Below are 22,677 nucleotides of genomic sequence, written 5' to 3'. Positions count from 1 at the left end.
CTTCTCGCGGCGTCCGGCTCACTTGCGCTTGGGCGGCACGATCGGCGCGGGGCAGCCCAGGCGTTGCTGGACGACGGCGAAGACCCGCAAGGTTGCTTCGATGTCCGCATCCGGCACGCCCTCATAGACCTGGTTGCGCAGGTCGCGCAGGATGACCTCGATCTGCTCGCAGGCGGCATTGCCCGCCTCGGTGAGATAGAGCGTCTTGGCGCGGCGGTCGTCCGGGTCTTCCCGGCGCTCCACCAGCCCGGCATCCACCAGTTGATCCAGTGTCCGGGTGAGGGAGGGCCCTTCGATGCCGAGCAGCTCGGCCAGCGCCCCTTGCCGCAGTCCATCGCCCTGCCGGCCGATCATCAGCAGCGGCCAGGCCATCGTCTGCGACAGCCCGAGCGAGGCCATGGCCTGATTGGCCGTGGCGCGGTAAGCGCGGTCCAGGATGGGCAGGGTGGCGCCCAGTTGCAGCAGCGCCAGTTCGCGGGCGGTGCGGGTCATGGGGCGGGGCGTCTTGGCTGAACTCATGGACGCCATTGTAGATAGTTAGCTTGCTAACTAAAAAATGGGGGTATTGCGCTCGTGTCCGACGGTGAACCTCAGGTGGACCCGGCCAGTGTCCACAACGCACGCCCACAGCGCATGGCCACAGCGCATGGCCACAACGCATGGCCACATCGCATGGGCACATCGCAAGCCCGCAACGGAAGCCTGGCACGAGGTGCCCGCTCATCTCATCAATGAAAAGGGCCGCTGCCTCACGGCAAGCGGCCCCGACCCCTGTCCCCCCCGGATGAAAGCCCGCGGTGAAAGCGGGCTCCCCGGGGCAGGAACGATCAGTCGCGGTCCTTCATCTTCAGCATCCGGTTGGTCCGCAGGGCCACCAGCGTGACGACCGCGCCCGACAGCAGATAGGCGGTCACCGCCCACAACCCGAACTGGATCGACAGACCCAGGGCGACCAGGGGGGCGAAAGCCGCACCGAACAGCCAGGCCAGATCGGAGGTCAGCGCCGCACCGGTGTAGCGGAAGCGCGGCAGGAAGTTGGAGGTCACCGCGCCGGCCGCCTGACCGTAAGAGAGGCCCAGCAGCACAAAGCCCACCAGAATGAAGATGTTCTGGCCCATGGCGCCGCTGTCCAGCAGGATGGGGATGAACAGGCTGAAGATGCCGATGGTGATGGCCAGCGTGCCCAGCGTGCTGCGGCGGCCAATGCGGTCGGCGATCAGGCCAGAGATCGGCATCGACAGCCCGGCGAGCAGCGCACCGACGATCTGCACCGTCAGGAACTGCCCCACCGACTGCTCGGAATGCAGCACCAGCCACGACAGCGGGAACACCGTCACCAGATGGAACAGCGCGAAGCTGGCCAGGGCGGCAAACGCACCGATGAAGACGTTGTAGCCCTGCTCGCGGAACAGCTCGCCGGTATCGCACGGATCCAGCTCATGTTCTTCCAGATTCTTTTCGTATTCATGCGTCATCACCAGACGCAGCCGTGCGAACAGCGCCACCACGTTCAGGGCGAAGGCCGCGAAGAACGGGAAGCGCCAGCCCCAGCTCAGGAAGTCGATGACATTCAGGCTGCCCCAAAGGTAAGCAAACAGCGAGGCGGCGATCAGGAAGCCGGTCGGCGCGCCCAGCTGCCCGAGCATGGCGTACCAGCCGCGCTTGCCTTCCGGCGCATTGATGGCCAGCAGCGAGGGCAGCCCGTCCCAGGAGCCACCCAGGGCCAGGCCCTGGCCGATCCGGGCTAGCGCCAGGGCGGCGATGGCGGCCGTGCCCCAGGCGTTGTAGCCCGGCAGCACCGCGATGACGCAGGTGGATATACCCAACAGGAAGAGGGCTACTGTCAACTTCACGCCACGGTCGAAGCGCCTTTGAAGCGCCATGCCCAGCAGGGTGCCGATGGGGCGCACCACAAAGGCCAGCGCCAGCAGCGCGAAGGACCAGAGCAGGCCTTCCAGCCGTTCCAGGTGGGGGAAGAAGATCGCCGGGAACACCAGGACGGAGGCGATTCCATAGACGAAGAAGTCAAAGTACTCGGAAGCGCGGCCGATCACCACTCCCACCGCGATGTCGCCAGGGGCGACCGCATCCTGTTCGGCCTGGGTGGCGACGCCTGTCCCCCGTGGGAGGGGCTGTCCTACCGTCGAAAGCGTGTTGCTATTCATGAGTCTCCTACCTGGGACAAAATGTCCAATAGTTGGTTTGAGTCGATGAGGCAAAATCTGCGCCCGGTGTGCAACGGTCGACAAGTGTCGTTTACCCGTTAGGCGTTAACCCCGGTCTCCCCGGGAGGAACCCTCGGTGAACGTCGTGTCGCCCACAACCGGATGTCCGCGGCAGGGTCAGCGTCTGACCCCAAGCGGCCACCCGTCTGCTGGCTGTATCTCATGTACCTCAAAGCATCACTAAAAACAAGTCTGGCCCGTCTCGGGCTGCTGTCGTTGGCTCTGCCACTGACCGCCTGCAACATGGTCGTGATGAAACCCTCGGGTGACATCGCCAACCAGCAGGCGCAACTCATCGTGGCATCCACGCTGCTGATGATGCTGATCATCGTCCCGGTGATCATCCTCACGCTGATGTTTGCCTGGCGCTACCGGGAATCCAACAAGGAGGCGACCTATTCGCCGGAGTGGGACCACTCCACCCGCCTGGAACTGATCATCTGGGGCGCGCCGCTCCTGATCATCATCGCCCTGGGCGCGATGACCTGGATCAGCACCCACAAGCTGGACCCCTACCGTCCGCTGGAGCGTCTGGACGCCGAGCGTCCGGTGCCGGCGGGCGTGCAGCCGCTGGTGGTGCAGGTGGTGGCCCTGGACTGGAAATGGCTGTTCCTCTACCCCGAGCAGGGCATTGCGACCGTCAATGAACTGGCCGCGCCGGTGGACCGTCCGATCCTCTTCAAGATCACCTCGTCCACCGTGATGAACGCGTTCTACGTGCCCGCCATGTCCGGCATGATCTACGCGATGCCCGGCATGCAGAGCCAGCTGAACGCCGTCATCAACAAGCCGGGCACCTACGACGGCTTCTCCGCCAACTTCAGCGGGGACGGGTTCTCTCACATGCGCTTCAAGTTCCACGGCCTGAGCAACGACGAGTTCTCGGCCTGGGTGGACCGCAACAAGGCGGACGGCGTTGAACTGTCCCGCGACCTGTACCAGACCCTGGAAAAGCCCAGCGAGAAGGAGCCGGTCCGCCGCTTCGCCTCGGTGGCCCCGGGCCTGTTCGATGCGATCGTCAACCGTTGTGTGGACGGCAGCAAGATGTGCATGGGCCAGATGATGGCCATCGATGCCGCGGGTGGCGGTGGCAAGGGCGCGATCAACGCCCTGGCCAGCAAGCCCTGGAGCAACGACCAGAAGCGGGTGTTCGTCGCCTCGCTTTGCACCCCTGACAACGCCGGCCAGTACGCCGCGCAGTGGTCGTCCACCCGTAGCCAGAACTGACGGCCCCCCGGCGCCACCGCCTGCGGGCGGCCACGCCGGGACCGAAAGCTCTAGAACGCTATCGAAGCATTACCGAGATCCAAGATGATTGACCTGCAAAAGCTCATCTTCGGACGCCTCACCCTTGAGGCGATTCCATACCATGAGCCGATCCTGATCGGTACCTTCGCGATGGTCGCCCTCGGCGGCCTGTTCGTGCTGGCGCTGATGACCAAATTCAAGCTGTGGGGCCCGTTCTGGCGGGACTGGGTGACCAGCATCGACCACAAGCGCATCGGCATCATGTACATCGTGCTGGGCATCGTCATGTTGCTGCGCGGCTTCGCCGACGCGGTGATGATGCGCGCCCAGCAGGCGATGTCCTTCGGGGACAACGCCGGTTTCCTGCCGCCGCACCACTACGACCAGGTCTTCACCGCCCACGGCGTGATCATGATCTTCTTCGTGGCGATGCCGCTGATCACCGGCTTCATGAACTACGTGGTGCCGCTGCAGATCGGCGCGCGCGACGTGGCCTTCCCGTTCCTGAACAACTTCAGCTTCTGGATGACCGCTGGCGGCGCCATGCTGGTGATGTTCTCGCTGTTCGTGGGTGAATTCGCCCGCACCGGCTGGCTGGCGTATCCGCCGCTGTCCGGCATCCTGGCCAGTCCGGGGGTGGGGGTGGATTACTACCTCTGGTCCCTGCAGGTGGCGGGGGTGGGCACCACGCTCTCGGGCATCAACCTGATCGCGACCATCATCAAGATGCGCGCACCGGGCATGACCATGATGAAGATGCCGGTCTTCACCTGGACCTCGCTGTGCTCGAACATCCTGATCGTGGCCTCGTTCCCGATCCTGACGGCCGCCCTGGCGCTGCTGTCCCTGGACCGCTACGTCGGCACCAACTTCTTCACGACCGATCTTGGCGGCAACGCCATGATGTACGTGAACCTGATCTGGATCTGGGGTCACCCGGAGGTCTACATCCTGGTGCTGCCGGCCTTCGGCATCTTCTCGGAAATCACTTCCACCTTCAGCCAGAAGAAGCTGTTCGGTTATGCCTCCATGGTCTACGCCACGGTCGTGATCACGATCCTGTCGTACCTGGTGTGGCTGCACCACTTCTTCACCATGGGCTCCGGCGCCAGCGTGAACTCGTTCTTCGGCATCACCACGATGATCATCTCGATCCCGACCGGTGCGAAGATCTTCAACTGGCTCTTCACCATGTACCGCGGCCGCATCAAGTTCGATGTGCCGATGTACTGGACGGTCGGCTTCATGGTCACCTTCGTGATCGGTGGCATGACCGGTGTGCTGCTGGCGGTGCCTCCGGCTGACTTCGTGCTGCACAACAGCCTGTTCCTGATCGCCCACTTCCACAACGTGATCATCGGCGGCGTGCTGTTCGGCCTGCTGGCGGGCATCACCTTCTGGTTCCCGAAGGCCTTCGGCTACAAGCTGGATCCGTTCTGGGGCAAGTGCTCGTTCTGGTTCTGGCAGATCGGCTTCTTCGTGGCCTTCATGCCGCTGTATGTGCTGGGCCTGATGGGCGTGACCCGCCGCATGAGCCACTTCGACGATCCGTCGCTGCAGATCTGGTTCCAGGTCGCTGCGCTGGGTGCGCTGCTGATCGCCTGCGGCATCGGCTGCTTCCTGATCCAGCTGGTGGTGAGCTACCTGAAGCGTGACCAGCTGCGTGACGTGACCGGTGACCCGTGGAACGGCCGTACGCTGGAGTGGTCGACCTCGTCGCCCCCGCCGCAGTACAACTTCGCCTTCACCCCGGTGGTGCATGACCACGACGCCTGGTTCGACATGAAGACCCGCGGCCACCAGCGTCCGCTGAACGGCTTCAAGCCGATCCACATGCCGAAGAACACCGGCGCCGGCGTGATCATCGCGGCCCTGTCCACCCTGCTGGGCTTTGCGCTGATCTGGCACATGTGGCTGGTGGCGGGCGTGGCCCTGCTGGCGGTCGTGGCCACGGCCATCGTCCACACCTTCAACTACAAGCGCGACTACTACATCCCCGCGGATGAAGTGGCCCGCACGGAAGAAGCCCGCACCCAGGTGCTGGCCGCCCAGGCCTGAACCCGAGCGAGCAACTCAACATGCAAGCAACGACCATGACGAACAACACCGGTACGCCGGTGTTCTACGACAACGGTGATCACCATCCGCAGCACGGCACCCTTCTGGGGTTCTGGCTGTACCTGATGAGTGACTGCCTGATCTTCGCGGTGCTCTTCGCCACCTACGCCGTGCTGGGCCGCAGCTATGCGGCCGGCCCGTCGGGCGCGGACCTGTTCGACCTGAAGCTGGTGGCGGTGAACACCGGCTTCCTGCTGCTGTCGTCCATCACCTACGGCTTCGCGATGATCGCGATGCTCAAGGGCAAGAAGGCCGGCGTGCTGGGCTGGCTGGCCATCACCGGCATCCTGGGCCTGTGCTTCCTGGGCGTGGAACTCTTTGAGTTCGCGCACCTGATCCACGAAGGCGCCGGTCCGCAGCGCAGCGCCTTCCTGTCGTCCTTCTTCGCCCTGGTGGGCACCCACGGCCTGCACGTCACCTTCGGCGCGATCTGGCTGGTGGTGCTGATGGTCCAGGTGGCCAAGCTGGGCCTGACCAAGGAAAACAAGCGTCGCCTGATCTGCCTGTCGATGTTCTGGCACTTCCTGGACGTGGTCTGGATCGGCGTCTTCACCTTTGTTTATCTGATGGGAGTGCTGCCATGAGCGAGCACAACAACGATCATCACGACGACCACCACGATGACGACGTCGGCTATCACGCCACCGTCAAGGGTTACGTCATCGGTTTCATCCTCTCCGTCATCCTGACGGCCATCCCCTTCGCGCTGGTGATGACCAAGGGCATCGAGTCGTCGAGCACGATGGCGCTGGTGCTGCTGGGCTTTGCCGCGGTGCAGATCGTGGTCCACATGGTCTACTTCCTGCACATGAACTCGAAGGTGGAAGGCGGCTGGTCGATGCTGGCGCTGATCTTCACCGTCGCCATCGTGGTGATCATGCTCGCCGGTTCGGTGTGGGTGATGTTCCACCTGAACAGCAACATGATGCCGGTGCACGACTTGCGCAACATGCCCTGATGGCTGACCTGCCTCAGGTTGAACGGCCGCGCCGCCGCATCGCCCGCTGGGCGCTGCAGCTGGGCGCGGCCCTTTTGTTTGTGGCGTTCATCGCGCTGGGCACCTGGCAGGTGCAGCGGCTGGCCTGGAAGCAGGACCTGATCGCGCGGGTCCAGAAACGCCTGTCGTCGCCACCGGTGCCGGCGCCGTCTGCGGACCGCTGGGACGACGTCACCAAGGCGGACGATGAGTACCGTCGCGTGGTGGTGCACGGCGCCTTTGATCATTCCCGCGAGGTGCTGGTGGGCGCCAGCACGGTGCTGGGCACCGGCTACTGGGTGCTCACGCCGCTGCGCAGCCGCGACGGCAACTACGTGCTGGTGAACCGGGGCTTCGTGCCGCCGGAGTACAAGACCCGGGTGTCCCGCACGGCGACCGAGGCGCAGGGCGACGTCGAGGTCACCGGGCTGCTGCGGCTCACCGAGCCGGGGGGCAGCCTGCTGCGCAAGAACGATCCGGCCACCGGACGCTGGTATTCACGCGATGTGGAAGCCATCGGCCGGGCCCAGAAGCTGGAAGGGCCGCTGGCGCCGTATTTCATCGATGAAGCGGACACGCGCCCCACGCCGACCACCGAGACGTGGCCGCGCGGCGGGCTTACCGTGGTGCAGTTCCCCAACAGCCATCTCTCCTACGCGCTGACCTGGTATGCGATGGCGGCCATGACCGCCGGCATCAGCGTCTACCTGTGGCGGGAGCGCCGCCGCCGTCTGCGGGCGGGGCTGCCGCTGGAGGACGACGACCATGCCACTCCGTCGGCCTGATCCGCTGACGCCGGAGGCCGACCTCCGGCCTGACCGTGGCGACCGCCGCTGGTCCAGCCGCTGGCTGGGGTTTTCCGGTCTGCCGGGGCTGGCCTCGCTGTCCGGTGCGCTGGCGCCGGACAGTCAGGCGGGCCGGTCCAACCTGATGCAGATGGTGCAGCTGCGCTGGCTGGCGGTGGCCGGGCAGTTCGCCACCATCGTGTCGGTGCACTACACGCTCGGCATCCACCTGCCGGTGGCGGAGATGCTGAGCCTGCTGCTGGTGCTGCTGCTCTTCAATCTGGCCTGCTTTGTCCGCACCCGCTGGGTGCCGAGTGTCAGCAATGCCGAGCTGTTTGCCGGCCTGCTGGTGGATGTGGCGGTGCTCAGCGGCCAGCTCTTCTACAGCGGCGGTGTCACCAATCCCTTTGTTTTTCTCTACCTGCTGCAGATCGCGGTGGGTGCGGTGCTGCTGCCGGCGCGCTACATCTGGCCGATGGTGTGGCTCACGGCCGCGTGCTTCCTTGCGCTGACCCAGTGGCATGAACCGCTGCGGCTGCCGGATCTGGCGGGGCTCTCGCTGCCGCCGCACTATGTGGGCGGTCTGCTGATCTGCTTTGCGATCAATGCCTCGCTGCTGGTCACCTTCATCCATCGCATCAGCGGCAACCTGCGCCAGCGGGATGCCCGTCTCGCCGACCTGCGCCAGCGCGCGGCGGAGGAAGAACACATCGTGCGCATGGGCCTGCTGGCGTCCGGCGCGGCGCATGAGCTGGGCACGCCGCTGTCGACGCTGTCGGTGATTCTGGGCGACTGGGCCCGCATGGCGCCGTTCGCCGGTGACCCGGAACTGCGTCAGGAAATCGAAGAGATGCAGGTGCAGTTGCAGCGTTGCAAGGCGATCGTCAGCGGCATCCTGATGTCGGCCGGCGAGATGCGTGGTGAAGCCCCCGCGCTGACCACGCTACATGCCTTCCTGGGCGATCTGGTGGAGCACTGGCGCCGCACCCGAGCCGCAGGCCGGCTGGAATATCGGCCCGACGAAGACCTGCCGGACCTGCACATCATCTCGGATGTGGGTCTCAAGCAGATGATCGACAACATCCTGGACAACGCTTTCGAGGCCGCGCCCGGACAGGCGATGCTGCTGCGCGCCTTCTCCGAGGACGACCAGCTGGTGCTCTGCGTGCGCGACCGTGGCCCGGGCTTCCTGCCGGAGATGCTGGAGCGGCTGGGCAAGCCCTACCAGTCGAGCAAGGGCCGCCCGGGCGGTGGGCTGGGGCTGTTCCTGGCGCTGAATGTGACCCGCTCCTTCGGCGGTCATCTGCAGGCCCGCAACCTGACTGCGGAAGAGGGCGGCGGCGCGGAGGTGGAGATCCGATTGCCACTGTCCGCACTGGTGCCTCAGGGCCTCGCGGACAATGCAGCCCATGATGGCCGATGAAGAAGACCGCCTGCTGCTGATCGTTGAGGACGACGACGCCTTTGCCCGCACTTTGACCCGCTCTTTTGAACGGCGCGGTTACACGGTGCTGCGGGCGTCGAGTCACGAGCAGGTGCAGCAGCTCCTGGCCGAACGCGGACCGGAGGACACGCCGGAATATGCGGTGGTGGATCTGAAACTGGCGTCGGGCGGCTCCGGCCTATCCTGCGTGCAGACGCTACATGAGCATGACGCCGCGATGGTGATCGTGGTGCTGACCGGCTATGCCAGCATCGCCACTGCGGTCGAGGCCATCAAGCTGGGGGCGCGGCACTATCTGGCCAAGCCGGCCAACACCGACGACATCGAAGCCGCCTTCTCACGGGCACAGGGGGATGCCGAGGTGGAGGTGACCGACCGCGCCACCACCTCGATCAAGACGCTGGAGTGGGAACGGATCCACGAGACGCTGGCGGCGACCGACTTCAACATCTCGGAGACGGCGCGCCGACTGGGCATGCATCGGCGCACGCTGGCCCGCAAGCTGGAGAAGCAGCGGGTGAAGTGAGGGCGTGACAGGAGCGAGCCTGGCTCCGACCCCTGAAACGACAACAGCCACCGACTTGCGGTGGCTGCCTCGTTCTGGCTGGTGAACGCGCGCTACGCAGCACGTGCGCCTGCCTTACTGCTGCCGATACTGCGGCTGCTGGTACTGCGGTTGTTGGTAGTTGGTCGCAGCGGGGGCGCGCATCACGCGGGTACGGCCACCGGTCGTGACCAGAATGACCGGCTCGCCCGGCTGCCAGACTTCAGCACCTTTGGCTTGCACGATGGCGCGGCGCTCGCCGTTGCGCATCTGGAGCAGCAGCTCCACGGCATCTTCCTTGGTGGCACTGCGTTCCACCGCATTGCCCAGCGCCGCACCGGCGACGGCACCCAGCACACCCACTACCAGGCCTTCGCGATGGCCGCCGACGCTACCGCCGGCCACGGCGCCGACGACACCGCCGGTCACGGCACCCGCGCCGCTCTGGCTGCCATCCACCGTCACCGGGCGGACGGACAACAGGGTCGCGTCCTGCACCTGGGACAGGCGCTGCGCGTCACCGCGCTGGATCACATCAGGATTGGTGGTCTGGCAGGCGGCCAGCACGGCCACCAGGGAGGCAATCAGCAGCTTTTTCATCATGAGAACTCCTTGGACGGTAGGGGCCCAACGCCGTGCGGCGCCGGTTCGTTGACCGGGCAACAAGACTTTACCCACGCAATGCCTTCACTGTACTCCTCACCCTGATTGGGGTGCAGACAGGGCCATGTTCTTGGATCGCACCCGGGAATGCCGGTCCGGACCGAATGTCCTGAATGGCCCCCAGCATGCTCAGGCCACTCAGTGACTCACGTGTGGGGTTCCGGCATCACCGTCTGAAGCGGCTGAGTCAGGAACCGCGAAATTGCTAACGCCTGCTGGGTGGCCGAGTCAACCACCCCTTGCGGGTTGCTTCACGAATTGGATACGCCTGGATACATTCACGGCACGTTGGCCCCTCACTGAGCGACGACTCAGACGTGGGCCCCCAGGGCAAAACCGGCGCGAGCCGGTGACGCAAAGCCTCCGGTCTCCCCTGCCTTCCAGGCGTGTGGGAGATAGCGGGGCCGCCAGCGCGGATGTCATCGCGTTGATTGGCTTCTTTGAAGTCTTGCGTGCCGTGGGTTCAGAAGAATCAACAAGCGCGTAAGAGATGAAGCGGCAATATCTGCATCCGCATGGGGAGGTCCAGGCGGGTGTCGGCACCTCCGTGTGCCTCCCACTTTCTGTGTCCCGGTTCTCCCGGGCGGTCCGTTCCGCCTTGCGCCTCGGCGCAGGCATGGGCATGGGCATGAGCGTCGGCCTCAGCCTGATCTCCAGCGCTGCATGGGGTCAGTCCTCGCCCCCCGGCGCGGTGGACCCGGATGTCCAGCGTCAACTGCAGCAGCAGCGAGAGGCGCAGCAGCGCCAGTCCCTGGAGCGCGAGCCGGATGTGCGCCTGCAAGCCAGCGCGCCCCCGAGCCGGCAGCGGTTGCGAGACGACGAAACCCCGTGTTTTGTCATTCAGCAGATCGAGCTCAAGGGTGTCGATCACCTGCCCGCCCTTGCACGGCTGATCCGCGCGGTGGACGGCCCGGCGGGCGACGATGCCCCCATCGGCCGCTGCCTCGGCGCCCAGGGCATCGCCACCGTGGTGACCCGTCTGCAGGACGCCGTCATCGAAGCTGGCTACATCACCACCCGTGTGCTCGCCGCGCCGCAGGACCTGTCCAGCGGGCGCCTCGTGCTGACGGTGGTGCCGGGCCGTGTGCATCGCATCCGACTGCGGGAGGGCACGTCGCCTCAGGTGCGCCTGTCCAATGCGCTCCCCATCCGGGAAGGCGAGGTGCTGAACCTGCGCGACATGGAGCAGGCGCTGGAGAACCTTCAGCGGGTGCCGGGCGCGCAGGCCGACATTCAGGTGCAACCCGCGCAGGACAACGCCGAGCCGGGCTGGAGCGACCTGGCGGTGAGCTACCAGGGCGGGCGTCAATGGCGGTGGCAGATGTCCCTGGACGACAGCGGCAGCGAATCCACCGGGCGATACCCCTTGGCGCTGACCGCGTCGCTGGACCACCCCCTCACCCTCAATGATCTGTTCTACATCACCCTGAATCGGGAGTCCCGCGAACTCAATCAGCGTCTGCATGACAAACCGGGGCCAATGCCTGGCACCGGAGGACAGGTCTTGCACTATTCGCTGCCTTGGGGACACACCCTTCTCAGCATCACCTTCAGCCGTAACGGCTATCAACAGGTGGTGGTCGGCGCCAACCAGCGCTATGTGTACCGCGGCACCAGCAGCAACGGGGAGTTCAAGCTCACCCGCATGCTCTGGCGTGACGCGCAGTACAAGTTCAGCGGCTTTGCCAAGCTGTTCGGCCGGTCCTCGCGGAACTACATCGACGACACCGAGGTGGAAGTGCAGCGCCGTCGCATAGGCGGTTGGGAAACCGGCGTGACCTTGCGGCGTCAGGCCGGTGGCGTGTCCACCGACATGGAGCTCAGCCTGAAGCACGGCACCGGCGCCTTCCATGCGCTGGAAGCGCCGGAGGCAGCCTTCGGCGAAGGCAGCTCACGCATGAACCTGCTGCAGGGCAGTGTCGGCGTGGCAGGGGCGGTGCCGCTGGGCGGACGCAAGCTGCAGCTGACCACGCAGTGGCGGGGCCAGTACGCGCTGCGGCCGCTCACCCCCCAGGACCGCTTTTCGATTGGGGGCCGCTACACCGTGCGGGGCTTTAGCGATGCATCGCTCTCGGCCGATAACGGTCTGCTCACCCGCAACGAGGCGGAACTGCCGCTGACCGGCATGGCCTCGATGTACCTGGGCCTGGACGTCGGTGTGGTGTCCGGCCCCAGCGCCGGCCGGCTGGCTGACAAGCATCTGGTGGGCGCCGTCATCGGCACCCGGCTGCGTGGCCAGGGCTTCTCGCTCGATCTCTTTGCTGCGACCCCGGTGCAGCAACCCAGCAATTTCCCCGTCGCCCGATTCACGGCCGGCTTTTCTCTGAGCTATTCGCAATGAACCGACTCCAATACCGCATTGTTTTCAATAAGCAGCGTGGCCAATTGATGGCCGTGGCGGAGACGGTCCGCGCGCAGACGAAAGCGGCTGGCCAGACGGACGGTCCGTCGCGGCGTGCCCTGGCAACAGCCGACGCGGTGGTCCCGACCGCATGCGGCCCTCCGAGCCTGATCGCACTGGCGGCGGCCTTGGCCACTGGCGCCGTGCTGACGCTGCTGCCGGCACCGGCGGCCCAGGCGCAGTCGGGCGCGCCGCTGGTGTCCAGGCAGAAGCCACCGACACGCATCGTGGCGGATCCGTCCGCGCCGAAGAACCAGCAGCCCACGGTGCTGACGGCGCCGAACGGAACGCCGCTGGTCAATATCCAGACGCCCAGTGCGGCCGGGGTGTCCCGCAACACCTACGGGCAGTTCGACGTGGGGCCGGACGGCGTCATCCTGAACAATTCCCGGGCCGATGTGAGCACGCAGCTGGGCGGCTGGGTGCAGGGCAATCCGTGGATGGGCAAGGGCGAGGCGCGGGTCATCCTCAACGAAGTCAACAGCAGTGCGCCGAGTCAGCTCAACGGCTATGTGGAAGTGGCGGGCCGACGTGCGGAAGTGATCATCGCCAACCCGGCGGGCATCCAGGTGGATGGCGGCGGTTTCATCAACGCGAGCAGCGCGATTCTGACGACGGGAACGCCGCGCCTGGATGCGGCTGGCAACGTCAGTGGCTTTGCCGTGCAGCGTGGTCTGATCCGCATCGACGGGGCGGGCCTGGATGGCAGCTCGACCGACTACACCGCGCTGCTGTCGCGGGCGGTGGAACTCAATGCGGGGTTCTGGGCGAAAGAGGCGCGCATCCAGACGGGCACGCAGGTCATGTCGGCGGAGACGGCGGGCGCGGCCGCTGGAGCCGCTGCCGCGGGTTCAGCGGTGGGCGCGAACGGGGAGGCCGTCGGGGGTGAGGCGCTGCCTGCCAGCGGCGACCGGCCCCGGTATGCGCTGGACAGCACGGCGCTGGGCGGCATCTACGCCCAACGCATCATCCTGGTCGGCACCGAGGCCGGCCTGGGGGTGCGGCAGGCCGGGCAGGTGGTGGGGGGCCAACTGACCCTCCGTGCGGATGGCTGGCTGGACAACACCGGAACGGTCTATGCGCAGCAAGCGGGTGCGGACGCGCTGGTGGTGAGCTCCGCCACGGGGGTGAGCAACGCCGGATGGATGGCCGCCAAAGGCTCGGTGACGATCACCGCCCCACGGCTTCAGGGCGAGCGTGGCAGTGTCACTGCTGCGGGCATGAATGACGACGGCACATTGACCGCCGGAGCGGGCACGCTGACCTTGCAGGCTGCAGACAGCCAGCGCCAGGCCGGCAGCATGCTGGCGGGAGATCAGCTGCGCCTGACGGCCCCGGTGCTGGACCTGAGCGGCAGCAGCGCGCAGGGAGCCCAGGTGTCGGTGCAAGGGGGCGACATCCACGCCGATGCGGCCGGCGTGACGGCCACCGGGACGCTGCAGGTGCGAGCGGACGGCACGTTGACGACGCGAGGCGCATCGCTGACCGCTCAGCAGCTGCAGATGGCCGCCAGCGACATCGACAGCCGCGGCGGCGAGTGGTTGCACCTCGGCCAGGACCGCTTCAGCACGCAGGTGAGCGGCCAGTTCCTGTTGGATGGCGGCCGTGTGGCCACCAATGCACTGGACTGGGTGCTCAGCGCCGGCAGCCTGAGTGCGGTGAAAGGGCAGTTCGAGCACTACGGCAACGGCACCTTCTCGCTGACCGCTGCGGTGGCGGACCTCACCGGCGCAGCCCTCACGTCGTACGGCGACCTGGTGGCGAAAGGGGACCGATGGACGCTGGACGGGGCGACCGTCCTGGCGCGGTCCGTCAGCCTGACAGCGGATCAGCTCTCGCTGCAACGGGCCGCGCTGCGCAGCGCCACCACGGCGACGCTCAGCGGGGGCGCCATCGATCATCGCGGCGGTGTGCTGACGGCGGACCAGGGCGTGCGCGTGACCGCCGGCCAGGGATTCAACAACGACGGCGGCCAGATCCATGCCGCTGCGGGCAGCGTCGAGCTGACCATGCGGGACGCGTTCAGCAACCGTGGCGGCATGGTGGCTGCGCAGAGCGACCTGACCGTGACCGCAGGCGCGATCACGCAGGCCGACGGCGCCGTGATGAGCGGCCAGGAAGTTCGACTGCGCGTGGCAGGCGCGTATCGGGAAGCCGAGTCCGGCGTGGCGTCGTCCGTACTGGCCGCGGGCAGCCTCAGCCTCAGCGCGACCGATCTGCTGCAGACCGGCGTGATGCGCGCTGGCGGCAACCTGTCGGGTGACGTGAGCGGCAACGCCCGCATCGGCGGCTCCGTGTATGCGCAGGGCAGCTCGCAGTGGCGCGTGACCGGCGACGCCGTCGTGGGCGGCTGGATCGGCGCCTTGTCCGACTTGACTGTGCAGGCCGGCAGCCTGCGGGCGGTCTCCGGTTCGACGCTCGCCGCCGGCCTGACCGAGACCGGACAGATCCAGTCCGGCGCAACGCTGGCGCTGGGCGCTGCCCGTGAGGCGCACCTGCAGGGCGAATTGCTGGCCTCGACGGCACAGCTCCGGGCTGCGTCGCTGGACCTCACGGCGTCCCAGGTGAGCACGGGCTCTCTGCAGTTGCAGGCCGGTCAGCAGCTCACCACCGACGGTGCCACGCTGCGCACCGGCCAGTTGGACCTGCAGGCCGGCGACTGGTCCAACCGGGCGGGCCAGGTGACGGTGACCGGAACGCAGGCCCTGCAGCTTCAGCTCGGTGGCCAGTGGGACAACCGGCTGGGCAGCTTCCAGACCAACAGTGCCGATGTCCAGCTGTCCGCCGCCCGCGTCGACAACCGGGACGGCCTCGTCAGCACCAACGGGGATGCGCTGCGCCTGCAGACCCGCCAGTGGCAGAACGAAGGGGGCCTGCTCATCGGCTCTGGATCGCTCCAACTGAATGCGGGCGACCTCACCAACGCCGGCGGGCAGATCAGCGCCCGAACCCTGGTGCTGGAGGCCTCCCAGGTGGACAACACCGCCAATGGCGTGCTGGCGGCCAGCGGTTCGCTGCAATGGACCGCGGACACCTTCCGCAATGGCGGCGCGGTGCAGGCCGGTGCGTCGATGATCGGCACCACACGCGGTCTGCTCGACAACCAGGGGTTGATCCGCGGCATGGCCGGCGTGCAGTTGCAGGCGGACCGGATCGTTCAGGACGGGACGGTCGCCGCGCAAGGCGACCTCGTTGCGCACGCACGCGCGGTCAGCGGTGCCGGCACCTGGGCAGCCGGACTGGCAACGGACAACACCCTGAGCGCGCCGGGCACGCTGACAATGCAGGCGACGGAATCGCTGCAGCTCAGTGGACCGGTGATGGCGGGGCGCCACCTGAGCCTGGCAGGCGGTCAGCTGGCACTGCAGGGCAGCCAGCTGCGCGCGGTGGATGTGACGCTGTCGGCCACGCAGGGCGACCTGCGGTTGGACCGCGCCACCATCGGCGCCAGTGGTGGGCTGAGTCTGAGCAGTGCGGCCACCCTCAGCACCGCCGACGCCACCCTCAGCGGCGCCACCGTGACGCTCTCGGCGACCGACTGGTCGCACCGCGGCGGCTCGCTGGCGCAGACGGATGGCGGCGGCGCCTTGACGGTGCGGGTCACCGATCAGATCGACAACACACGCGGCACGGTGCAGGCCAATGCGGCCGATGTGCTGCTGCACTCCCAGACGTTCATCCATACGCAGGGGCACCTGCTGCATGCAGGCACCGGCAGCCTGCGGCTGGACACCCACACGCTGGAAGGCGCCGGTGGCGAGATGCTGACGCGCGCGGACCTCACGATCGTCAGCAGCGGCGCGGTGAACCTGTCCGATGCCAACACGCAGGCCCGGCAGATCAACCTGACCGCCGGCGCGCTCCAGCATCAACGCGGCCAACTGCTCTCCAGCGGAGCGCTGACGGTGTCGGTGGCCGGGGATCTGGACAACAGCGGTGGTCTGCTCCAGAGCCAGTCGAGCCTCCTCGTCTCCGGCGGCCGCGTGATGAATCGCGACGGCCAGATGATTGGGCAGGACCTGCGTCTGTCCGGCGCCGTGCTGCAGAACGACGGGCAAGGTCTCATCCACGCGCAAAGCGGTCTGACAGTGGCCGTTGGGGACCTTCGCAATGCCGGCGCCTTGCAGTCGGGAAGCGGAGCGGAGATCCGCACCACCGGAGACATGACGAACACGGGCGTGCTCCGCGCCCAGGGCGACCTGACGGTGGCGGTCGGTCAGGCGCTTCGGCACACCGGCAGCCTGACCGCGCAGGGCAGTGTCACGTTGTCCGCGGAGAGCCTGAGCGGCACCGGCACGCTGGCGGCCGGCCTGAAGGAGGACAGCACGCTGGCGGGCACCGGTGACCTGACGGTGCAGACCACTGGCGTGCTGCAACAAAGCGGCCAGATGCTGGCGGCCGGGCAGCTGTCGGTCCGTGGTGCATCGGTGCAAATCCAGGACAGTCGCCTGCAAGGCCAGCAGGTGTCGCTCACCGCGCAGGCCGGAGACCTCCGGCTGGACCGCGCGCAAGCGCGCAGCAGTGATCAACTGGCGATGACGGCCACCGGGGCGGTCAACAGCCAGGGCGCCCAGCTGGTGGCGGGCCAGGTGTCGCTGACGGCCGTGGACTGGCAGCACACGGGCGGTCAGCTGGTGCAGACCGACGCTGCGGGCGCCCTGGACGTGCGCCTGAGCGGACAGTTGGACAACACCGACGGCAAGATCTCCGCCAACGCGCACAACCTGCATTTGCAGGCGGCTCAGATCACCAACACGCGGGGCAACGTGACGCACGCCGGCAGCGGCGCGCTCACCGTGACGGCGGACCAATGGTCTGGCGCCCAGGGGCAGCTGCTCGGCGCGGGTTCTGTTGCGATGACGCTGAGCGCGGAGGCCGATCTGCGCGGTGCGACGACGCAGGGCGCCCAGTCGCTCACCGTGTCGGCGGGAGCGCTGCAACATCAGACGGGTCGCATGCTGAGCGGGGGCGGGCTGTCGGTGAGCGTGTCGGGCGTGCTGGACAACGCAGGCGGCCAGATCGGCGCCGCGTCCGACCTCGATGTCTCCGCCGCCACACTTACCAACCAGAACGGACAGTTGGCTGGCCAGTCCGTGACGCTGGCGGCGGGCAGCCTGAGCAACACGGGTCAGGGCAGTGTCATGGCCCAGGGCGCCCTGACGGTGCGCGGCGGGCAAGTGACGAATGAGGGAGCGCTGCAGTCCGGCGGTCCCTTGACGCTCGCCCTCGCGGGCGCGTTGTCGAATAGCGGCTCGGTGTATTCGCTGTCCGCCGCGACGGTGGACGCCGGCGGCATCCTGAGCAACCACGGACTGATCGCGGCGCAAGCCGGACTGTCGGTGCAAGCTCTGTCGATGCAGGGCCTGGGGACCTTTGCCGCAGGCCTGAAGGCGGACAACACGGTGGGCAGCACCGGCGACCTGCAGTTGCAGTCCCGGACCTCGCTGCAGCACGGCGGGACCCTGGTGGCCGGCGGCGCTTTGCAAGCGTCCGGCACCACCTTGCAATTGCAGGGCAGCCAGGTGACCGCGCGGCAGGTGGCGCTGCAGGCCACCCAGGGCGACCTGCGGCTGGACGGAGCGGTGCTGGCCAGCGGGGGGGGCCTCGCGCTGACCTCGCTGGCGGGGCAACTGAACACGCAGGCCGCCACGTTGAGCGGCGCCTCGGTCGACATCGAGGCGCAGGACTGGCGTCATGCACAAGGCGTGCTGACGCAGACCGCTGCGGACGGCCACCTGGCGGCTCGAGTGGCCGGCACCGTGGACAACCAGGGCGGCCAGATCCAGGCGGTGGGCGATACGCTGACCGTCACGGCGCAGCGCCTGCAGAACACGCAGGGCCGCATCGTGCAGGCCGCATCGGGCCAGACCGCTGCGATGCGGCTGGACGTCGGCAGCCTGTCCGGCGCGGGCGGACAACTCCTGTCCACCGGGGCGCTGGACCTGCATGCCAGCGGCGCGGTGGACCTGAGCGCTGCGGTCACGCAGGCCCACGGCCTGACCGTGTCGGCCGCGGCGTTGAATCATCAGGCCGGCAAGATGGTGAGTACCGGCGCGGCGAGCGTGACGGTGACGAACCAGCTGGACAACCGCGGCGCTGCGTTGGCAGCGGCAGGTCCGCTGACCATCGGTGCCGGCAGCCTTGCCAACGGGGCCTTCAATGGCGTCGGCGGGACCGTGCAGACTGATGGCGCACTGGACCTGCGAGTCGGCGGCGCGCTGGACAACCAGAGCGGCCGGCTGCGTGCGGCTGGCCTTCTGACGGTGGACGCGGGCAGCCTGGACAACCGCGGCGGCGTGGCAGCGGCCGATGATGCGCTGTCGATCGTCAGCCGCGGCGCGCTCAGCAATGAAGGCGGCAGCCTGATCGCCGGCACTGCCTTGACGCTGGACGCCGCAAGCATCGGCAATCAGCGGGGCGGTCAGATGGCGAGCCTGACGGGCGGCGTCACCCTGCGAAGCCAGGGCCTGGTGGACAACAGCCAGGGCAGCATCCAGGCCGCGCAGGCCACGACCGTGACGGCGACCGGACTGCTCAACCAGCAGGGAGAAATCGCCGGCCATTCGCTCACCATCGATACGCGGGGCCAGACGCTGGACAACAGCGGCGGCCGCCTGCTGGCCGACGGTGCCATCGTGGTGGATAGCGGCGCCCTCGAGAACCGCGGGGGACTGGTGCAGGCCGGCGCCGACCTGACCGTCCGGACGCACGGTGGCGCGTTGAGCAATACGCGAGACCTGTCGGTGACGGCATCCACCGGCCTGCTGGCGCAGGGCGGCCTCACCATCGACGCCGGTTCAGTCTTGAACGAGACCGCCATGAGCGCGGGCGCCGGGGCCCGCATCACGAGCGCCTCGCTGACCAACCGGGGGGAGATCGCCGCAGGCACGGGCCTGGACGTGGCGGTCACCCATGGCCTGGACAACCAGGGCGGTCGTCTCATCGGTGTGCAGACGACACAGGTGTCCGCGGCGCAGATCCTGAATCAGGGCGGCCTCCTCTACGGTGGGCAGACGCTCACCGTAACGAGTGGCAGCGTCATCAACAACAGCGGCACCACCGGCAGCGCGCAGGGCCTGCAGGGCGGTAATGTGACCCTGACGGCGCAGCAACTGGACAACCGCGCCGGACAAGTGCTGGCGAGTGGCGACCTGCGCCTGACCCTGTCGCAGAGCCTGGACAACCGTGGAGGGCAACTCGGCGCCTCCGGGCGTCAGACCGTGGGCGACGGCCAGGCGCCGACCGCGTCGGCACTGTCGCTCAACAATAGCAGCGGTCGCATCTGGTCCGGCACGGACCTCTCCCTGGGACTGCGGGAACTGGCCGGCGGCCAGGCGGGGCAGATGAGCAGCGGCGGTGACCTCAGTCTCGCGCTGCAGGGCGATCTGGTGTATGGCAGCGGCAGCCAGATCCAGGCCGCAGGCAACACGACCCTGACGGTGACGGGCCAGTTCACCAACCAGGGCGTGCTGCGCAGCGGCGGGGTGCTGAGCATCGGTGCTGCCAACATCAGCAATGAGGCGAGCGGTGAACTGAGCGGGGGGCTGACACTGCTCCATGCGGCCGGGGCCCTGACCAACCGCGGGCTGATCGATGGGGACGGCGTGTCTCTCACCGCCGACCGCATCGTCAACCTGGGCACCGGCCGGGTGTATGGCACCAACATCGCATTGACAGGCGGCCAACTGATCAATGATGCAGAAGGTGCGCAAGCGGCCGTGATCGCGGCGCGACAGTCGCTGGATGCGCAGTTCACCCGCGACGTGCTGAACCGCGCCGGTGCGTTGGTGTTTGCCGACGGGAGCCTGACGGTCTCCGCTGCGAGCCTGGTGAACGAGAACGCCTCCATCGAGGCGTCCCAGTGGCTGGAAATGGCCATCACCGGCGCGGTGGAGAACCGAACTGTCTACAGCGGGCTGAGTGTGGGCGAGGGCGCCAACGGCGGCATGTTGGCGAGCAAGTCCTTCATCAGCAGCGGCGGGGACATGCAGCTGTCGGCGGGCAGCCTGGTGAACAGCGGCGCCACCCTGGAAGCGCGGGGCAATCTGCTGCTGAAGGCGGCGGACATCCGCAACTTGAATCCGTATCTGGGGTGGTTCGGTGCGTATGGCGAAGCGACGGAAGGCTTTGTCCAGATCTACTTCCAGCCCCGCAACGAGCCGCTGGAAAGCGAAGGGTTGTTGTGGGAGGAGCCCCTCAAAGGGCGGACGGTGACCCAGGCCTTGCGGGATTTCGCGAAGGAGAATCCCGACTACTACATCAAACGTTTCGAGGGGCCTCCAGCTTCGACGACAGCCGAGGTCACTCAGAGCAGCGCTGGCCAGATCGTTGTGGGTGGCCTGCTGGTCGTGGATGGCGGCACCATCACCAATGACATGAGCATGGTGGTGGGCCGCGACGGGGTGGCCATCACCGGCGCCCAGGTCAACAACGTGAACCGGGAGGTGCAGGTCTTCGATACCGCCACCGGCATGATGAAGACGGTGCCCCTGCACATGCCGACGCAGGCACAGACGGTGGTCCCGGGCTCCACAGCACCCGATGGGCGGGCATCCGCTGGCACCGTGACGACCGGGCCGGGGGCGACGGGTCAGCAAGGGGCGGGCAGACCCGTCAGCCAGCGCGGGCTGGCTGCGCTTCTGCCGGGACTGACGGACAGGAATCCAACCGATGTCCAGGGCGGCGCCGCTGCAAGCGTCCGTCCCACCATGACCTCTGGCTGGCGCAGGAGTGAGGGTCCGGCGCTGGCCACTGTCGAGGGCGGCGCCGATGCCGGGGAGATGCTCGCTGCCACCGCCGAGCGGCGGCAAGCGCAGTCGGTGATGGCCGCCGTGCTGCGTGACGCATCGGCGGCAGTGGTGAACCCCTCGGCCGACGGCCGGATGAAAGCCCTGGCGGCGGCCACGGCGGTGACGGCGGGCGGCAGCGCGACGGCCAAAAACAAGCCAGCCGCAGCGGGGGAACGCATCCTTCGTGGTGCCGAGCTGACGTTCAACGGCCAGCCGCTGGCGCGCAGTGTGCAGGTCAACCTGCAGGTGCCCACCAACAGCCTGTTCAAAACGCATGCGGAGCCGACGTCACGTTATCTGGTGGAAACCGATCCGCGTTTCGCCAACTATCGCGACTGGCTCTCCAGCGACTATTTGCTGCAGCAATTGGCGGTGGATCCGGCCACCACGCAGAAGCGGCTGGGCGATGGCTTTTACGAGCAGCGCCTGGTGCGGGAGCAACTGGGCCAGTTGACGGGCAACGCGTATCTGCCTGGATATGCCAGCGACGAGGACATGTACCGTGCGCTCCTGTCCAATGGTGCGACCTTCGGGAAGGATCATCAGCTGATTCCGGGCGTGGCACTGACGGCCGAACAGATGACCCAGCTGACCACCGACCTGGTGTGGCTGGTCGAGCAGGAAGTGACGCTGGCCGATGGCACGACACAGCGGGTGCTCGTGCCGCAGGTGTACCTGGTGCCGCGTGATGGCGACCTGGACAAGAACGGATCGCTCATCGCTGGTGACCGAGTGGAGATGGCGCTCAGCGGCGACTTCGTCAACGAGGGCACGCTGCGTGGCGGCGATGTGCGCATCCAGGCGCAGAACGTGGGCAACAGCGGGTCGATCCGCGGCGCAAGCGTGGCGCTGACGGCACGCGATGATCTGAAGAATGTGGGTGGCACCCTGGCGGCCACCGCCGATCTGTCCCTGGTGGCGGGTCGCAACATGGACATTGCCAGCACCACGGCCTCGGGCTCGATCTACAACAAGACGGGTGCGCTGACGCAGGCGACGGTGCTGGACAAGGTGGCCAGCCTGTCCGCCGGTGGCGTGATGGTGCTCAAGGCCGGGCAGGACGTGACCCTGCAGGCGGCCCAGCTGCAGCAGGGGGCGGATGGCACCGGCTCCGAGGGCGGCATCGGCGTGCAGGCGGGGCGTGATGTCACGCTGAGCGCGGTCAAGCTGTCGTCAGACACCGAGCTGATCAAGAACGCGAACAACTACAAGAAGGAGTCGGTCACGCAGGACAGCGGGACCACGGTGGACGCGCAAGGGTTCGTGACGGTGAAGGCGGGGCAGGACCTGACGGCCACCGCTGCGGAGATCAAGAGCTCGGAAGGGGCGGTGACGCTGGCGGCCGGGCGGGATGTGCAGCTGCTGGCCGGTGAGGCCCGGCAGGTCATCGAGGAGATGAGCCAGAAGAAAAAGAGCGGCTTCCTCAAGAAGAAGGTCACCACCACCTACAGCAAGACGGATGAAACGGTGGCCGTGGCCACCAC

General features: G+C 67.3%; 12 protein-coding genes and 1 riboswitch. Of the genes, 9 read left to right on the top strand and 3 right to left on the bottom strand.

Annotated features, from left to right (window positions below):
* Positions 1-18: 18 nt before the first annotated feature.
* Both FHS28_RS23595 and FHS28_RS23590 read right to left on the bottom strand, forming a co-directional pair.
* Positions 19-519: a MarR family winged helix-turn-helix transcriptional regulator gene (locus FHS28_RS23595; RefSeq protein WP_246410520.1), complete on the bottom strand. Its 501-nt coding sequence runs from the start codon at positions 517-519 to the stop codon at positions 19-21.
* 308 nt (positions 520-827) lie between these two features.
* Positions 828-2,165: an MFS transporter gene (locus FHS28_RS23590; protein WP_088454700.1), complete on the bottom strand. Its 1,338-nt coding sequence runs from the start codon at positions 2,163-2,165 to the stop codon at positions 828-830.
* Positions 2,166-2,387: 222 nt separating this feature from the next.
* On the opposite strand from FHS28_RS23590, the gene cyoA reads away from it, so the two are divergent.
* The 7 genes from cyoA to FHS28_RS23555 all read left to right on the top strand — a co-directional run bounded on the left by cyoA (position 2,388) and on the right by FHS28_RS23555 (position 9,322).
* The gene (cyoA, locus tag FHS28_RS23585; RefSeq protein ID WP_088454701.1) at positions 2,388-3,452 is read left to right on the top strand and encodes a ubiquinol oxidase subunit II; all 1,065 of its coding nucleotides are present in this window, start codon (positions 2,388-2,390) and stop codon (positions 3,450-3,452) included.
* Between the two features lie 84 nt (positions 3,453-3,536).
* Positions 3,537-5,531, top strand: coding sequence for a cytochrome o ubiquinol oxidase subunit I (cyoB, locus tag FHS28_RS23580; protein ID WP_088454702.1), 1,995 nt, complete (start codon positions 3,537-3,539; stop codon positions 5,529-5,531).
* A 35-nt stretch (positions 5,532-5,566) separates the two neighbouring features.
* Positions 5,567-6,175 (top strand): cytochrome o ubiquinol oxidase subunit III, encoded by a 609-nt coding sequence (gene cyoC / locus FHS28_RS23575; RefSeq protein WP_246410521.1) that lies wholly within the window; start codon positions 5,567-5,569, stop codon positions 6,173-6,175.
* The gene (gene cyoD / locus FHS28_RS23570; protein WP_088454704.1) at positions 6,172-6,549 is read left to right on the top strand and encodes a cytochrome o ubiquinol oxidase subunit IV; all 378 of its coding nucleotides are present in this window, start codon (positions 6,172-6,174) and stop codon (positions 6,547-6,549) included. The genes cyoC and cyoD overlap by 4 nt, the downstream gene beginning before the upstream one ends.
* Positions 6,549-7,352, top strand: coding sequence for an SURF1 family protein (locus FHS28_RS23565; RefSeq protein WP_088454705.1), 804 nt, complete (start codon positions 6,549-6,551; stop codon positions 7,350-7,352). The genes cyoD and FHS28_RS23565 overlap by 1 nt, the downstream gene beginning before the upstream one ends.
* Entirely contained in the window at positions 7,333-8,775 is a 1,443-nt protein-coding gene (locus FHS28_RS23560; protein WP_088454706.1) for an ATP-binding protein, read from the top strand. The genes FHS28_RS23565 and FHS28_RS23560 overlap by 20 nt, the downstream gene beginning before the upstream one ends.
* Positions 8,762-9,322 (top strand): response regulator transcription factor, encoded by a 561-nt coding sequence (locus FHS28_RS23555; protein ID WP_184295554.1) that lies wholly within the window; start codon positions 8,762-8,764, stop codon positions 9,320-9,322. The genes FHS28_RS23560 and FHS28_RS23555 overlap by 14 nt, the downstream gene beginning before the upstream one ends.
* Positions 9,323-9,436: 114 nt before the next feature.
* On the opposite strand, the gene FHS28_RS23550 is transcribed toward FHS28_RS23555, so the two are convergent.
* Positions 9,437-9,943: an outer membrane lipoprotein gene (locus FHS28_RS23550; protein WP_246410519.1), complete on the bottom strand. Its 507-nt coding sequence runs from the start codon at positions 9,941-9,943 to the stop codon at positions 9,437-9,439.
* A 379-nt stretch (positions 9,944-10,322) separates the two neighbouring features.
* Positions 10,323-10,415, top strand: a riboswitch (cyclic di-GMP riboswitch).
* A gap of 78 nt (positions 10,416-10,493) precedes the next feature.
* Here FHS28_RS23550 and FHS28_RS23545 point away from each other — a divergent pair.
* Complete coding sequence (locus FHS28_RS23545; RefSeq protein ID WP_088454707.1) at positions 10,494-12,344, top strand: ShlB/FhaC/HecB family hemolysin secretion/activation protein; 1,851 nt, start codon at positions 10,494-10,496, stop codon at positions 12,342-12,344.
* The coding region (locus FHS28_RS23540) for a two-partner secretion domain-containing protein (RefSeq protein WP_184295551.1) at positions 12,341-22,677 on the top strand (10,337 nt) is incomplete at its 3' end. The genes FHS28_RS23545 and FHS28_RS23540, both read left to right, overlap by 4 nt.

This window comes from Roseateles terrae (assembly GCF_014192155.1).
GTDB lineage: Bacteria > Pseudomonadota > Gammaproteobacteria > Burkholderiales > Burkholderiaceae_C > Roseateles > Roseateles terrae.
Note: the sequence above shows the minus strand (reverse complement) of the source record. Positions and strands in the feature narration are given on the sequence as shown.